General features: G+C 75.0%; 12 protein-coding genes. 4 read left to right on the forward strand and 8 right to left on the reverse strand.

Annotated elements, in window-relative coordinates; genetic code table 11:
* Positions 1–181 precede the first annotated feature (181 nt).
* Positions 182–853, forward strand: coding sequence for a bifunctional DNA primase/polymerase (locus EV384_RS30355; RefSeq protein ID WP_130338740.1), 672 nt, complete (start codon positions 182–184; stop codon positions 851–853).
* A gap of 289 nt (positions 854–1142) precedes the next feature.
* Here the strand turns inward: EV384_RS30355 and EV384_RS30360 are convergent, their stop codons facing one another.
* From EV384_RS30360 to EV384_RS30380, 5 genes are all read right to left on the reverse strand, one after another.
* Positions 1143–1718, reverse strand: coding sequence for an FAD:protein FMN transferase (locus tag EV384_RS30360; protein ID WP_130340913.1), 576 nt, complete (start codon positions 1716–1718; stop codon positions 1143–1145).
* A gap of 61 nt (positions 1719–1779) precedes the next feature.
* On the reverse strand, positions 1780–2358 hold the full coding sequence (locus EV384_RS30365; protein WP_130338742.1) for an FMN-binding protein: 579 nt from the start codon (positions 2356–2358) through the stop codon (positions 1780–1782).
* Between the two features lie 14 nt (positions 2359–2372).
* Complete coding sequence (locus tag EV384_RS30370) at positions 2373–3800, reverse strand: ferredoxin reductase family protein (RefSeq protein ID WP_130338744.1); 1428 nt, start codon at positions 3798–3800, stop codon at positions 2373–2375.
* Entirely contained in the window at positions 3797–5176 is a 1380-nt protein-coding gene (locus EV384_RS30375) for a DUF1501 domain-containing protein (protein ID WP_130338746.1), read from the reverse strand. The genes EV384_RS30370 and EV384_RS30375 overlap by 4 nt, the downstream gene beginning before the upstream one ends.
* A gap of 8 nt (positions 5177–5184) precedes the next feature.
* The gene (locus EV384_RS30380; RefSeq protein WP_130338748.1) at positions 5185–7230 is read right to left on the reverse strand and encodes a DUF1800 domain-containing protein; all 2046 of its coding nucleotides are present in this window, start codon (positions 7228–7230) and stop codon (positions 5185–5187) included.
* 476 nt (positions 7231–7706) lie between these two features.
* Here EV384_RS30380 and EV384_RS30385 point away from each other — a divergent pair, with 476 nt between their 5' ends.
* The gene (locus EV384_RS30385; protein ID WP_089013185.1) at positions 7707–7964 is read left to right on the forward strand and encodes a DUF3040 domain-containing protein; all 258 of its coding nucleotides are present in this window, start codon (positions 7707–7709) and stop codon (positions 7962–7964) included.
* 12 nt (positions 7965–7976) lie between these two features.
* Here EV384_RS30385 and EV384_RS30390 read toward each other — a convergent pair whose 3' ends face one another.
* Entirely contained in the window at positions 7977–9011 is a 1035-nt protein-coding gene (locus tag EV384_RS30390; RefSeq protein ID WP_130338750.1) for an SWIM zinc finger family protein, read from the reverse strand.
* Positions 9008–12190 (reverse strand): DEAD/DEAH box helicase, encoded by a 3183-nt coding sequence (locus EV384_RS30395; protein WP_130338752.1) that lies wholly within the window; start codon positions 12188–12190, stop codon positions 9008–9010. Before EV384_RS30395 ends, EV384_RS30390 begins: the two co-directional genes overlap by 4 nt.
* A 63-nt stretch (positions 12191–12253) precedes the next feature.
* Here EV384_RS30395 and EV384_RS30400 point away from each other — a divergent pair, with 63 nt between their 5' ends.
* Positions 12254–13126, forward strand: a complete 873-nt coding sequence (locus EV384_RS30400) for a carbohydrate kinase family protein (protein WP_130338754.1) — start codon at positions 12254–12256, stop codon at positions 13124–13126.
* A 12-nt stretch (positions 13127–13138) separates the two neighbouring features.
* Here EV384_RS30400 and EV384_RS30405 read toward each other — a convergent pair whose 3' ends face one another.
* Positions 13139–13660, reverse strand: a complete 522-nt coding sequence (locus tag EV384_RS30405) for a DinB family protein (protein WP_130338756.1) — start codon at positions 13658–13660, stop codon at positions 13139–13141.
* An 83-nt stretch (positions 13661–13743) separates the two neighbouring features.
* On the opposite strand from EV384_RS30405, the gene EV384_RS30410 reads away from it, so the two are divergent.
* Positions 13744–13950 (forward strand): hypothetical protein, encoded by a 207-nt coding sequence (locus EV384_RS30410; RefSeq protein WP_130338758.1) that lies wholly within the window; start codon positions 13744–13746, stop codon positions 13948–13950.
* Positions 13951–13953: the final 3 nt, after the last annotated feature.

Here is a 13953-nt window from a genome sequence, read left to right on the forward strand (position 1 = left end):
GTTGGTTATTCAGGTTTTCGCCGGTCGCACAGTCTGTACGTCAGCCGTACAGCCAGTCCTCGTAGTTTTCGTGCAAGTTGCATCGGCCGTTCGTCAGCTCAACGATCGCGGGTTACGGCAGTGACGGCGCTCGACATCTGACGTGAGGAAATTCCGGGAAGGGCGAGAGGAGATGGCACACATGTGGGGGAATGTCGGACCGCGCGTCGCTCGCCTGTCGCCCCTGGAGCGGGTCCGGCTGCGCCGGGTCGCGGTCCGCTACGCCGGGCACGGCTGGGAGGTGACCCCCGGCGCCTGCCTCGCCAACAGCCGCTTCGTCTGCGGCCGGGCCGGCTGCCCCACGGTCGGCTGCCACCCCGCCCTGGAGAACTGGGAGCAGGCGGCGAGCGCCGACCCGGCCCGGGTGGCCACCTGGTGGCGCAGCCGGCCGCACGGAGTGCTGCTCCCCACCGGGCGCGCCTTCGACGTGCTGGAGGTCTCCGCCCACCTCGGCCGGCACGTGCTGGACGCCGTCGCGACCCACCCCGCCGGCTTCGGGGTGCGCGGGCCGGTCCTGGTCACCCCCACCGGCCGGTGGATGTTCCTGGTCCGCCCCGGCGACCCGCTCCGGCCCGAGCTGGAACACTGCTTCCACGTGGTCCGGCACGGCCCGGGCTCCTGGATCGCGGCGCCGCCGACCCGGCTGCCCGAAGGCATCGTCCGCTGGGCCGTCGCCCCCGAACAGGCCCGCTGGCAGCTACCCGACTCCTACCTGGTGCAGAACGCGCTGATCGACGCGCTACGGGCGGCCGGGGTGACGCTCGCCTCCGACCTGCACCCCGGCCAGCTCCCGCTCCCCCGCCGCGGCTGGTGACCGGCCGCCGCCCGGCCGGGTGAACGACCGCCGCCCGGCAGCGACCCCGGCGGCGTCGACCTCGTTGAACCGGGTGACGGCGCACCGACGCCAATGAGCGGGGGTAGACCATGTCCAGGGACGACGCGGCACGCCACACCGGCGGCACCGAGCCATCGCGGCACCGGCGCCGCCCGTACGGCTGGGCCGGCACCCGCCCGTGGGGCACCCGACCCGGCCGCCCCCGCCCACCCGGCTCCCGCCCCGCCACCACCCACCGTCCGCTCCGCTGATCTCCCGGGCCCCCGGGTCAGTCCGCCAGGGGGAGGCGGGTGGAGTGGAGCAGGCGGGCGTCGTCGGTGACCACCGCGTGCAGGTGGTCGGGGAGGCGGTCGAGCCAGCCGATGCCGGACGGGCCCATCGCCACGGCGGCGGTGGCGTACGCGTCGGCGACGCCGAGGTCCGCGCCGACCACGGTGACCGAGCGCAGGCCCGGGGCCGGGGCGCCCCGGCGGGGGTCCAGCACGTGCTGGCCGCGCTCGTACACCCCCGAGGTGGCCACCGCCAGGTCGGTGCCGCTGAGCACCAGGCAGGTGGCCGACGGGTCCCACGGGTGCCGGATGCCGATCCGCCACGGCTCGCCCGTGAAGAAACCGTCGGTCGCGCCCCAGAGGTCGGCGCAGCGTTCCAGGACTGCCCGCAGGTCCGCCGACGCCTCGGCGAGCGGCAGCTCGCCCCGGTCGAACCGGCACACCTCGCTCTCCTCCCGGTAGGTGCTGAACCGGGCGTCGACCTCTCGGAGCCAGTCGAACGTCTCCTCGGCCAGCTCGTGCAGGGTCGCGGCGGGCAGGTCGTCGGCCAGGTCCAGGCTGATCGCCGTACCCATGATCTGCTCGACCCGGCGCAGGCCCGGACGGGCGCGCGGCGCCGTCACCTCGACCACCGTCTCAGGCCTTGTCGATCGCGGCCTGGAGCGACTGCTTGTACGCGTTGCTGGTGTAGGTGGCCCCGGAGACGGTGTTCAGGTTGGCGCTCTGTTTCGCCACCACCTCGCCGGAGGTGCCGCTGTAGCGGGCCTGCACGTCGTCGCTGCGCAGCCCCGACCCCCCGGACTGTGGCATGCCGAGGCCGGTGGCGTTGACGATCCGGGTCCCGCTCAGGGTGATCTGCACCTGGAGCGAGCCGTACCGGTAGGTCACGGTCGGCCCGGTCACGGTGCGCGTGCTCGGCTTCGGCGCGGTGGTGGTGGTCCTGGGCGCGGCCGTGGTCGCCTTGGCGGTGACACCGGTCTGCTTCGTGTCCGGGGTCCGGCTGGCTCCGGCGCTGGGCCGGGTCGACGGGGCCGGACCGGAGCCGGCGGGGCCGGGAGCCGGGGTCACCCCGGGCCCGGAGGCGCCCGGCGCGACGGACGCCTGGTCGGCGGGGAGGTCCTGGCCGGCCTGACTGGTGCCCGGGGAACCCTTGAGCACCACCAGCGCGGTGGTGCTGGCTGCCAAGCCGGTGATCGCGAGGACGGCGCGACGCATTCCAGGGTGCCTCTCTACAGCTCGAACGTGGCGAGGTGGATCTGCCGGCGGGGGACGCCGGCCCGGCGGAGCACCCGGACCGCCTCGTCGACCAGCCCGGCGGGCCCGCAGAGGTAGACGTCGCGGCGGGTCACGTCGGGCACCAGCCGGCGCAGCCCCTCCGGGCTCATCACCTGCCGGGGGCCGGGATCGTGGCGGGAGCCGATGACGTACCAGACGGAGGTCCGCCGGGCCTGGGCCAGCCAGTCCAGCTCCGGGTGGAGCAGCACGTCGGCCGGGGTGCGGGCGCGGTAGATCAGCGCGGCGCCCGCCGGCAGCTCCTCCAGCATCGCCCGCAGCGGGGCGATGCCGCTGCCGCCGGCGATGAGCAGGGCCCGCTCCCGGGTGCGGTGGGCGGCGGTGAAGGTGCCCGACGGGCCCTCCGCCCAGACCCGGGTGCCCGGCCGGAGGTCGCGCAGGTCGGCGGTGTGCGCGCCGACCACCTTCACGGTCAGCCGCAGCCAGCGGCCGTTGGCCGCGGCGGAGAGCGAGAACGGGTGGGACTGCCACCAGCCGCCGACGTTGAGGAAACGCCAGCGGAAGTACTGCCCGCCGAGCACGTCGATCTGGTTGAGCCGGCGACCGGTCAGGTAGATCGAGATGGTGTCGGGGCTCTCCGCCACCACGTCCGCCACCCGCAGCCGGTGCCGCAGGTTGAAGTGCAGCGGGGCGATCACCCGACCCCAGGCCAGCGCGGCGAGGACCAGCAGGTACGCGGCGATCCAACCGGTCCGGACCGGGCCGGCCTCGAAGAGCTGGGCGCCGTTGCTGACCTGGTGGCCGAAGCCGAGCAGCAGGGCGGCGTAGCTGGTCAGGTGCAGGTGGTACCAGAGCTCGTACGGCAGGACGGTGCGGATGGCCCGGATGCCGGTGAAGCCGACCGCCACCATGATGCCGGCGGCCACGAACGCGGAGACCATGTCCTCGTAGTCGCGCAGCAGCGAGCCGACCTCGCCGAGGATCGACTTCTCCTCCAGGCCGGCGTACGCGACCACGATCAGCGAGAGGTGGGCGAGCACCGCGACGAGCAGGGTGGCGCCGAGGTCCCGGTGCAGGCGGGACAGTCGCTCCCCGCCGACCCAGCGTTCCAGCGCGCCGAGCCGGCTCATCATCGCCACCTGGACCAGCAGGAGGTAGCCGGCGACCAGGCCGGTGATCCGCCCGGCCCCGGTGAGGAGGTCGGGGGTGTCGGCGAGCGAGCCGGCCGGGGTGTCCAGCCACCAGGGCAGGACCGCGGCCACCAGACCGAGCCAGAACACGGTCGCCAGGGCCCGCCGGCCGCCGGGCCCGCGGCGGGGCAACGCCGGCGGGGGCGGCGGGGGTACGGGGGCAGCCGAACGGCCGCCGTGCGGGACCGAGGTCCCGGTACGGCGGCCGGCGGCGTAGGTGTCCTGAGATGTCACGCGTACAACTTCATGGGTACGTATTTCTGCCGGGGAAAGACCTTGTCCACTTCCGCCGTGGTCAGCCCGAACCGGCCCTGGGCCACGGACCCGTAGACGTTGAACATGTTGTTGTACTCGGGTACGTCTCCCGAGTCCAGATCGTTCAACCCGTTCCAGGTGCCGAGCAGCGACCCGGCGAGCCTACGCCCGGACAGGACGGTAACCACCCCACCGTGCCCGTGGTCGGTGCCGCCACCGTTGGAGGCGACCCGGCGGCCGAACTCGCTGGACACCATGATCGTCACGTCGGCGGCCCGGTCGCCGAGGTCGGTGAAGAACGCCGCCATGGCGGTGGCCAGCTCGTTGAGCCGCCGCCACAGGTTCCCACCGCCCCGGGTGCCCTGGTTCTCGTGGGTGTCGTAACCACCCATGCCGACGGTGGCGACCCGCACGTTCGCCCCACCCTTGATCAGCTGGGCGAGCTGCTGGAAGGCGAACCCGACGCCCTGGTACTTCACCCCCGCCGCGGTCCGGTACGGCTTCGCGGCGAGCTTCTGCGCGGTGGCCAGCGCGCCCATCCCCTCGATGACCGCCTCCTCCACCGGGTGGTTGATCCCGGTGAACAGCCCGCGGATCGCCTTCTCGGTGGCGGCCCGGTACTTCTCGTCGCCGTTGAGCCGCAGCTCGCCGACGCTGTTCAGGGAGAGCGCGCCGTTGACGCCGACCAGCGACCGGGGCAGCGTGCTGCCGATGCCCACGCTGCGGAACGCGGTGCCCTTGCCGAGCGCGTCGACCAGACTGTCCAGCCAGCCCCGGCCGCCGGTCTCGCCCGGCAGGCCGCCCAGGTTGCAGGCGTCGGCGGCCTGGAAGTGGCTGCGGGACAACCGGGGGTCGGAGACCGCCGGGACGAAGCCGAGCTGGCCGGCCTTGAGCCACTTCTCCAGCGGGGCGAAGGCGCTGGTCAGCTTGAAGCCGCGGCCCAGGGCCAGCGAGTCGTCGCCGAGCAGCAGGTCCGGCCGGGCCTTGCCGAGGATCGGGTCGTCGGCCGGGGCGACCAGGCTCAGCCCGTCCAGCCCGCCGTAGAGGAAGACGTGGATCAGGGTGCCGGTCTTCGTCGCCGCGAAGGACGCCGAGGTGGTGACGAACTGGGCGGTGGCCAGCGCGGTGGCGGTGGCGGCGGCGCCGGCGACGAAGGTGCGCCGGGTGACGCCGCGCCCGTCCTGCTGGGCCTCCTCCAGCTCCGCCAGCCGCCGGTAGCGGTCCGCCTCGGCGGCGTTCTCCGCCGCGACGACGTCGGCCTCCGCGCGGAGCAGCGCCTCGGCCGGGTTGCCGGCCAGCCGCCGCAGGTCGAGGCATTCGGGGTGCAGGGGGTACGAGTACACAGTCTTCTCCATCGAATGCCTCACCGGAGGTGGTGCTGGGGGGAAGCGAGGATCGTCCGCGCGACGGCGGCGATGGCCCCGTTGAACGTGGCGTCGACCTTCGCCGTCGCCGTGACCCCGGCGACGCCGAGGACCAGCGCCTTCTCCTTGGCGCTCAGCTTCTGGTGCACCAGCCGCTCGGCCAGCTCGTCCACGTACGCCCCGGCGGTGGCCGGCGGGCGCGCCACCAGCTTCTCCGGCGCCGGGTACGTGAACTGCTTGCGCCAGCCGCCGAGCAGGTCGCCGGCCTCGTTCCAGCCGTCGACCATCGTGCCGACCGAGGTCCAGGCGACGTAGACGTCCGCGTAGCCGTCCGGGGTGGGCTTGCCCATCGGATACTGGCCCAGCTCGCGCATCTTGTCCTGGATCTGCCGCAGGCCCTGCGCGTACGGGGTGCGCCGGTTGTCGCCCTGGAAGCCGGGCGACGCCTCCGGTCGGACGCCGAGGGTCCGGTAGGTGGCGGCCAGGTACTCCATCGGCCAGCGCACCTTCTGGCCCACCGCGGCCCAGAACTCCGACGAGCTGAAGAGCGTCATCAGCACCGGCTTGATCAGGCCCTTGTTCGCCGCGTACGTCTTGGCCAGACGGTCCACCAGGGACTTCGGCGGGGTGTCCGAGACGAACCGGGTGGCGAGGCTGCGGGCCACGTACCGGGCGGTCGACGAGTGCAGCGCGATGTAGGTGAGGTACTGGTCGATCACCCGGTCGGCGGTCTTCGGGTCGGCCGAGCCGTTCGGGTGGCTGAAGCCGAGGATCTTCACCTTGCCGACGTAGTGCCGCTCGGGATGGAAGACGTACCTCCCGTCGGCGACGCCCCGGCCGGTCTGCAGCATCGCGGCCTGCCGGACGTCCTTCTCGGTGTACCCGCCGTCGACACCGACCGAGTACAGCTCCAGGTTCTCCCGGGCCAGGTTCTCGTTGACCGCGTCCTTGCGGGATTCGACCTGGTTCAGGTAGAGCAGCAGTGCCGGGTGCTTGTTCGCGGCGATCAGCATCTCCGGGTAGCTGCCCAGGGCGTGGGCCCGGATGACGTCCCGGTCGAACGAGTTGCGGTAGACCTCCCCGCCGTCGAAGTCGGCGGCGACGTGCAGGAAGTCGTTCCAGAAGTCGACCATCACCTCGAAGAGCTGCCGGTCGGACCAGATCTGCCGGGCGATGGTGGCGTCGATCGTCTCCTTCTCCGGCTGGGCGCCCCGCTCGTTGAGCTGGTCCCGCTGGTCGCGCAGCTGCTGCGGGGTCAGCTTCAGGGTGGGCAGCTCGGCGAGCTTCAGCTCGGCCCTGGCCGGGGCGATCTTCTCCGGGTCGAGCTGCCGGCGCAGCCAGCCGTCGATGCCGAGCCGCTTGATGTCGGCCAGCACCTTCGGGGTGGCGCCGAAGGTGGCCCGGCTGGCCAGGTGCCGGACCGGGTCCTTGGCCAGCACGGTCTGCACGGTGACCCGGGTCGCCGCGGCGGCGGCCGCCGGACCGTCGAAGAGCCGGCCACCGCTCGGGGAGTTCCGCCTCATCGCCGCACCGGCCCGGGAGCCCATGTAGCTCTCGTTCTGCTCGGGGTAGGTGCGCACCGTGCTCGGCTGCTGCCCGCTGGGCCGGGCGGCGGTGCCGTCGGTGACCACGGTGCCGGTGGCGTCGCCGGCCACCGGGTCGTCGCGGAAGAGCCCGCGCACCTGGGGGGTCATGGCGAGGGCGGCCCCGCCGGCGACCACCGCCGCGCCGCCGAGCGCGGCGAGGGCCCGCCGCCGGCCGGTGCGGCGGCCGGGCTCGTCGTCATCGTCCAGGTTGGGCAGTCCCGCGCCGGACGCCGGGAGGTAACCCTGGCGGCCGAAGCCGTCCGGGCCGACCCACCGCGAGCCCTGCCCGGAAAGGGTCGTGGTGCCGCCGGGGTACCCGGCGGGTCCGCCGTAACCGGCGGCGGGGCCGTACGTCGTCGCGTGGTCCAGGTCGCGGTACCCGTCCGAGGTGGGGTGCTGTCGTCCGTCCCACCCGCGGTTGTCCCGGGGTCGACGCGGTGGCACGTTCTGGTCGGCCATGTACCAATCCCGTTTTCTTCGAGCGCCGGCACGCCTGCGATCGGGGAGGACATCAGGGGCGGCGACGGTTGCCGGAGGAGTTGCTACGGGAAAGTAGCCACGCGTTCCCGGGCGCTCAAGGCGGGCGGGAAGCGCTCGGCAGGGTACTTAAGACAGTGCTCATGAGCCCGGCCGGACGGTCGGTCCGGCACCGTCCGGGCGGCGGCCTCCCCAGCAGGGCCGACATCGCCCCGGAACGGCGGGACGTAACGTTTTCGCCCGCCGTGGCGCTGTTACCGTCGTTCAACGCCACAGGCAGACTTAAGGCGCGGATAAGCCTGCGCTGAGCTCGTCCGACCGGAACGGCCGCCCGCCTGCGCCGAGCCGCCCGCGAGCCCTCGCCGGCCCGGCGAAAGTGGCAGCTGGAGCAGCGCGTGACCCGCCTCCGTTGCGGGTATGCCGCCGAACCGCTGAAGCCGTGAGGGGAAGGCACCGCCATGCTCAGCAAAGAGGATCAGCGCAGGTTCGAGCAGATCACCCGCCAGCTCCGGGAGAGCGATCCGCAGTTCTTCGCCCGGCTCGACCATCGGGCGCGCGCCCGCCGGGGCCGGTACCTCATGCTGTTGACGATCGTGCTGTGGGCCTCACTGCCGGCGATGACCGTGCTGGCCGGGCGGCTGGCCGGCGCGATCTGCGCCGTGGTCCTGCTGGCGAACGCCGGCCTCATGTGGCGGTTCCGACGGCGTTGGCTCTGACCGCGCCGGCCGCTACCGCTCCGTGGGCGTCGCCTCGACAGGGCCGGCGGTGGTGGGCCGGTCCGAGCGCGGCCGGCCGAGGTCCCGGAAGGCCCGGCGCAGCCGTTCGACCAGCCCCGGGCCGCCGATGGCCGGCCCCGGCGGGCCGAGCTGGCGCAGCAGCAGGTCCGGGGCGGTCGCCAGGGTCGGTGGCCGGTCGGGCAGCGGCACCGGCGCCACCCAGAACCGGTCGACCGGGTCGGCCGACGACGCCGCGGGCAGCGCGCCGAGCACCCGCGCCGCGCCGGCCGCCGTGGGCCGCCCAGCCGGCGCGGGACCGGCCGCGGCCGGACCAGCCGGCCGGCTGTTCGCCGGTTCGGTGGCCGGACCGGAGCCTGCCGTGGTCACGTCGGACCCACCGGCCACCGTCTCGGGGGGCGTAGCGGTCGCGCCGGCGGCGGCGCGCAGCGTACGCAGCCGGTCGAGCAGCTCCGCGCGGCTACGGCCCCGCCAGTGCAGCAGCTGGAACGGGTCGGCGTCGAACGCCTCGGCGAGCAGGTAGAAGGTGGCCGCGAGGTGCTTGCACGGCACCGCGAAGTCGGGGCAGCCGCAGCGCTGGGCCAGCTCATCCACGGTGGACGGGAAGAGCGGCGCGCCCGCCCTGGCGAACAGCTCCTCCAGCTCGGCCGGGAGGTCGCCGGCGAGCAGCCGGGCACTGAAGAACGCCTGCCCGGCGAGCTCCGCCTCGATGCGGGCCCACACCTGCGCCGGGTGGGCCGCCAGCTCGATCCGGACCGGGTACGGGTCGGGCCGGGAACCCTGCACGGCGGCGGTGACCACCCCGGGGGCGATGTCCAGCCGGAGCACCTGGCCGCGGCGCGCGTACGCCCGGCCCCGGGTGAGCCGGGTGCCGAGGGCGAAGGACTCCAGCACCTCCAGGAACCGGCGGGACCACCAGGACTGTCCGATGGCGCCCCGGGTGCTGCGCGCCCGCAGCCCGCCCGCCACCCGCCGCGGCGGCCCGAACTCGGCGAACCGCCCGGCCCCGTTTCCGTCCGGCGTGCTCACTCCACCACCGCCCCGGACTCCAGGGCGAACAGCTCGCGCAGCGCGCCGGTGGAGAGCTCGGTGACCCACTGCTCGCCGCTGCCCACCACCCGCCCCGCCAGGCTCCGCTTGTCGGCGATCATGGCGGCCACCTTCTCCTCCACGGTCCCGGCGGAGACGAACTTGCGGACCTGCACGCGGCGGCGCTGGCCGATCCGGAACGCCCGGTCGGTGGCCTGGTCCTCGACGGCCGGGTTCCACCACCGGTCGACGTGCACCACGTGGTTCGCCGCGGTGAGGGTGAGCCCGGTGCCGCCGGCCTTGAGCGACAGGACGAACAGCGGCGGTCCGTCCGGCGACTGGAACCGGGTGACCATGGCGTCCCGGTCGGCCTTGCCGACGCCGCCGTGCAGAAAGAGCACCTCCCGGCCGGCCCGGGCCGACAGGTGCCCGCGCAGCATGCCGCCGAACTCGGCGTACTGGGTGAAGAGCAGAGCCTTCTCCCCCGCCGCGAGGACCTCGTCGACGATCTCCTCCAGCCGCTCCAGCTTGCCGGAGCGGCCGGGCAGCGGCGAGCCGTCGCGCAGCAGCTGCGCCGGGTGGTTGCAGACCTGCTTGAGCCGGGTCATGGTGGCCAGCACCAGCCCCCGGCGCTCGATCCCGTCGCTGGACTCGATCTTCGCCATCATGTCGTCGACCACCGCCCGGTAGAGCGCGGCCTGCTCGGCGGTGAGGTTGCAGAGCACCTCCATCTCCAGCTTCTCCGGCAGGTCGGAGATGATCGACGAGTCGGTCTTGAGCCGGCGCAGCACGAACGGGCCGGTGATCCGGCGCAGCCGGCCGGCCACCTCGTCGTCGCCGTGCCGCTCGATCGGCTCGGCGAACTTCTTCCGGAAGGTGGCGGCCGGGCCGAGCAGGCCGGGGTTCGCGAACTGCATGATCGACCAGAGGTCGGCCAGCCGGTTCTCCACCGGCGTACCGGTGACCGCGACCCGGTGCCGCGCGGGCAGCGACCGGACCGCCTCGGCCTGCCGGGTCGAGGCGTTCTTGATCGCCTGCGCCTCGTCCACCACCACCCGGTGCCAGTCGATTCCGGCCAGCGCGAACGCGTCCCGCGCGGCCACCGAGTAGGTGGTCAGCACCAGGTCCGCGTTGTGCACGGCCGCCCGGAATTCCGCCCCCCGCGCCCGCTCGGCACCGTGATGCACGTGTACGCGCAGCCCGGGCGTGAACCGGGCCGCCTCCCGCTGCCAGTTGCCGACCAGCGACATCGGACAGACCAGCAGGGTCGGTGCCGCCTCCGGCGGGTCCCCGGCCAGCAGGGCGAGCAGCTGCACGGTCTTGCCCAGCCCCATGTCGTCGGCGAGGACCCCGCCCAGCCCGAGCGACTGGAGGAAGGCCAACCAGGCCAGTCCCCGCCGCTGGTACGGCCGCAGCGTGCCGTGGAACCCGGGCGGCGGGTCGGCCGGGGTGAGTCGCCGCTCCGCCGCCCCGGCGAGCAGCTCGCCGAGCGCGCCGTCGGCGGTGACCTCCAGCACCGGCAGCTCGTCGGGCCGGTCGGTCTCGGCGAGGCCCAGCCGGAGCAGGTCGGCGACGGTCAGCTCCCCGGCCGAGCGGAGCAGCCGGAGGCCGGCGGCGAGCCGCTTCGGGTCCAGCTCGACCCAGCGCCCGCGCAGCCGGACCAGCGGGGACTTCAGCTCGGCGAGGGCGGCCAGCTCCTCGGCCGTCAGCGGCTGGTCGCCGAGCGCGACCTCCCACCGGTAGTCGACCAGCGCGTCCAGCCCCAGGCCGCCGGAGGCCGCGGCCACGGTACCCGGGGCGGTGCGGCTCCGGGCCCGCAGCCGGGCGCCCAGCCGGGTCGACGGCCGCCGCCACCAGGACGGCAGCAGCACCCCGAAGCCGGCCGCGTGCAGCACCGGGGCGCCCTCCCGCAGGAAGCGGTGCGCCCCCTCCGCGTCCAGCTCCATCCCCTCCGGCGTGGCGGTACGCAGCGCGTCGTCCAGCTCCGGCCAGAGCCGGCTGGCCCGGCCCAGCTCGGCGAGGAGGGTCTCCTGCGGGTCGTCCACGGCGCCGAGCGCGGACAGGTTCCCCGGCGACCGCCAGACCTGGCCCGCCTCGACCAGCAGCCCCGGCTCGTCGGCCGGTTGCAGGCCGAACTCCACCCGCCACCGGCCGCCCTGCGTCACCACGGCAGTGGGGTCGGCCGGCACCACGAGCAGCGGTTCGACGATCTCGTCGGGATCGGGCTCGACCAGGCGGAAGCTGGCCCGTACCGGGCCGCCGGCGGCGTCGCGCTGCCAGGCGTCCAGCTCGGCGCGGAGGGTCTCCAGCCCGGCCGGGTCGCTGGTGAACTCGCGGCGCTCGCCGGTGAGCGCCGCTAGCCAGGCCGGCACCGGCCCGGCCGGCCGGAGACCCCGGGTGAGCACGGTCCCCGCGAGGGCAACCCGGGCCGCGGCGTCGGTCAGCGCGTCCAACGCGTCGGCGACCAGCGCGCCCGGCTCGGCCAGCCCATCCGGGTCGAGGGCGGGCGGCTCGACCGGCGCAACCGGCTCGGCCGGGGCGGGCGGAGCGGCGGCGGCGCGGGCGGCCGGGGGCAGGGCGAGGGCCAGGGACCGGGCCCATCCGGCGTCCGTACCGGTCAGCAGGGGCCGCCAGACGGCCCGAGCGGTCACCACGTCGGCGTCCTCCGCCGGGCCGGGCCGGACCGGGTCGGCGACGGCGCTCGGCGCGGCGCCGGTCGGGGACGCGACGCCGGGCAGCACCCGACCGCGGGCGACCAGATCGGCGGCGAAGTCGGCGAGCTCGGCCAGGTGGCGCAGGTCCGCACCGGGCACGGCGGCGCCGAGGTCGATCTCCCGGAGCAGGGCGAACGCGGCGTCCGGGGCGTACGTCAGGGCGGGGACCCGCCAGCCGGCGAGGGTGACCGACCCGCGGACCGGTTCCGCGACGGCGGTCCGGACCAGCTCCGGCGAGTCGAGCGGCGAACCGGCCCGGGTGGGGAGCGAGAGCAGGACGGACGAGGCCCGGGCCGGGAGGTCGCCGAGCGCCCCGGCCAGCGTGGCGTGGCCGGCGGCGAACGGGTGCGGCCGCTCGCGCGGGGCCCGGCCGGGCCGGCGCGGCGCCCGCGCCGGCAGCGTGGTGTCCTCGGCCCAGACGGCGAGCCCGACGCCGGACAGCCACACCCCGTGGATGACCTGCACGCACTCCCCCTCGTCGACGCCCGGGGCAAGGATAGGCGGCCCGGGCGGGCTACTGTCTGCGCCATGTTCGATCTGCTGGTGATCGGCGGCCTGGGCGTCGACATCCGTACCCAGGTGCCCGTGCTTCCGCTGCCGGCCGCCGACTCCGTGGCCGTACCCCCGATCGACCTGCGGATCGGCAACACGGGCGCCGGGGTGGCGCTGGCCGCGCACGCGCTGGGCCTGCGGGTGGCGCTGGTGGACGTGCTGGGCGCCGACCCGGCCGGCGACGTGGTCCGGGCGGCGCTGGCCCGCACCTCGGTGCACACCGTGCTGGCCGAGGCCCCGGCCGGCACCCGGCGGTCGGTGAACCTGGTCGACCCGGCCGGGCGCCGGATGTCCCTCTACGACCCGCGTCCCTGGCAGGGGCCGCCGCCGTTCCCGCCGGAGGCGCTGACCGCCCTGGTCCGGGACGCGAGGCACGTGCACGTGTCGATCATGGACTGGGCGCGCGACGGGCTGCCGGTCCTGCGCGCCGGGCTCGCCGAGGGCGTGGGGCTCTCCACCGACCTGCACGACTGGGACGGGGAGAACCCGTACCACCGCCCCTTCGCCGACGCGGCGGACCTGGTCTTCGTCAGCGGCGTCCGCCTCGGCGACCACGCCGGGAAGCTCGCGGCGGAGCTGGCGCCCCGGACGGTGCTGGTGACCGGCGGGGAGGCGGGTGCGACCCTGCACACCCCGGACGCCCCGCCGGTGCCGGTGCCCGCCACCACCCCGCCCGGCCCGGTGGTCGACACCAACGGCGCGGGCGACGCGTTCGCCGCGGGTGTCATCGCCGCCCGGCTGCGCGGCGCCGCCCTGCCCGACGCGGCCGGGTACGCCGCCCGGGTCGCCGCCGCCGCCTGCACCCAGGACGGGATGGAGTACCCGCCCGGCCTGCTGCCCAGGGACTGAGCCGGCGGCCGGTCAGAGCGCGCCGGTCTCGCCGTCGGTCAGCTCGCGCAGGATGTCGGCGTGCCCGGCGTGCCGGGCGGTCTCCTCGATCAGGTGGACCAGGATCCAGCGCAGCGACACCTCGCCGAGCTGCGGGTGCGGCACCACGTGGTCCAGGTCGAAGCGGGCGGCGACCTCCCGGGACCGGGCGCAGGCCCGCTCGTACGCCGCCGCCAGCTCCTCGACGGTGTCCGTCTCCTGGAGGGTGAAGCTGGCCCTCGCCTCCTCCTCGGTGGTCAGGTAGACGTCCCCCGGCTTCGGTGCGAGCAGGCAGGGGAACCAGTTCCGCTCCACCAGCGCCAGGTGCTTGAGCAGGCCGGCGAGGGTGGTCAGGGAGGGCACCAGGCGCCGGCTCGCCTCGGCGTGGGTGAGGCCGCGCGCCTTGCGCAGCACGATGGTCCGGTGGAAGTCGAGGAAGGATTCGAGGACCGCCCGCTCGTCACCCGTGCGGGCGAGGACCGGACCCAGCGTGGGATCGATGGTGGTGTCCGCCATCTCCGGACGATAGTCCCGGCGGCGGCCGGCCCGCTGCCCCGCTATCCGCTGCGGGCCGACGGTGTCCGGGGCAGGATGGGCGCATGGCATCCACGGTGCAGATCCCCCTGGTGGGCGGCACGGCCGACGGCGAGACCGTCACCGTCGAGCTGGACGGCAACGGCCGGCCGCCGCTGACCCACCACCACCTCGGCGAGGAGGGGCTGGCCGAGGCGCAGATCTACGAGCTGGAGTCGGACGACCGGGCGGGCCGGCCGTGGATCTACACCTGGCGGGGGCCGGCGGTCTGACGG

The organism is Micromonospora kangleipakensis (assembly GCF_004217615.1).
GTDB lineage: Bacteria > Actinomycetota > Actinomycetes > Mycobacteriales > Micromonosporaceae > Micromonospora > Micromonospora kangleipakensis.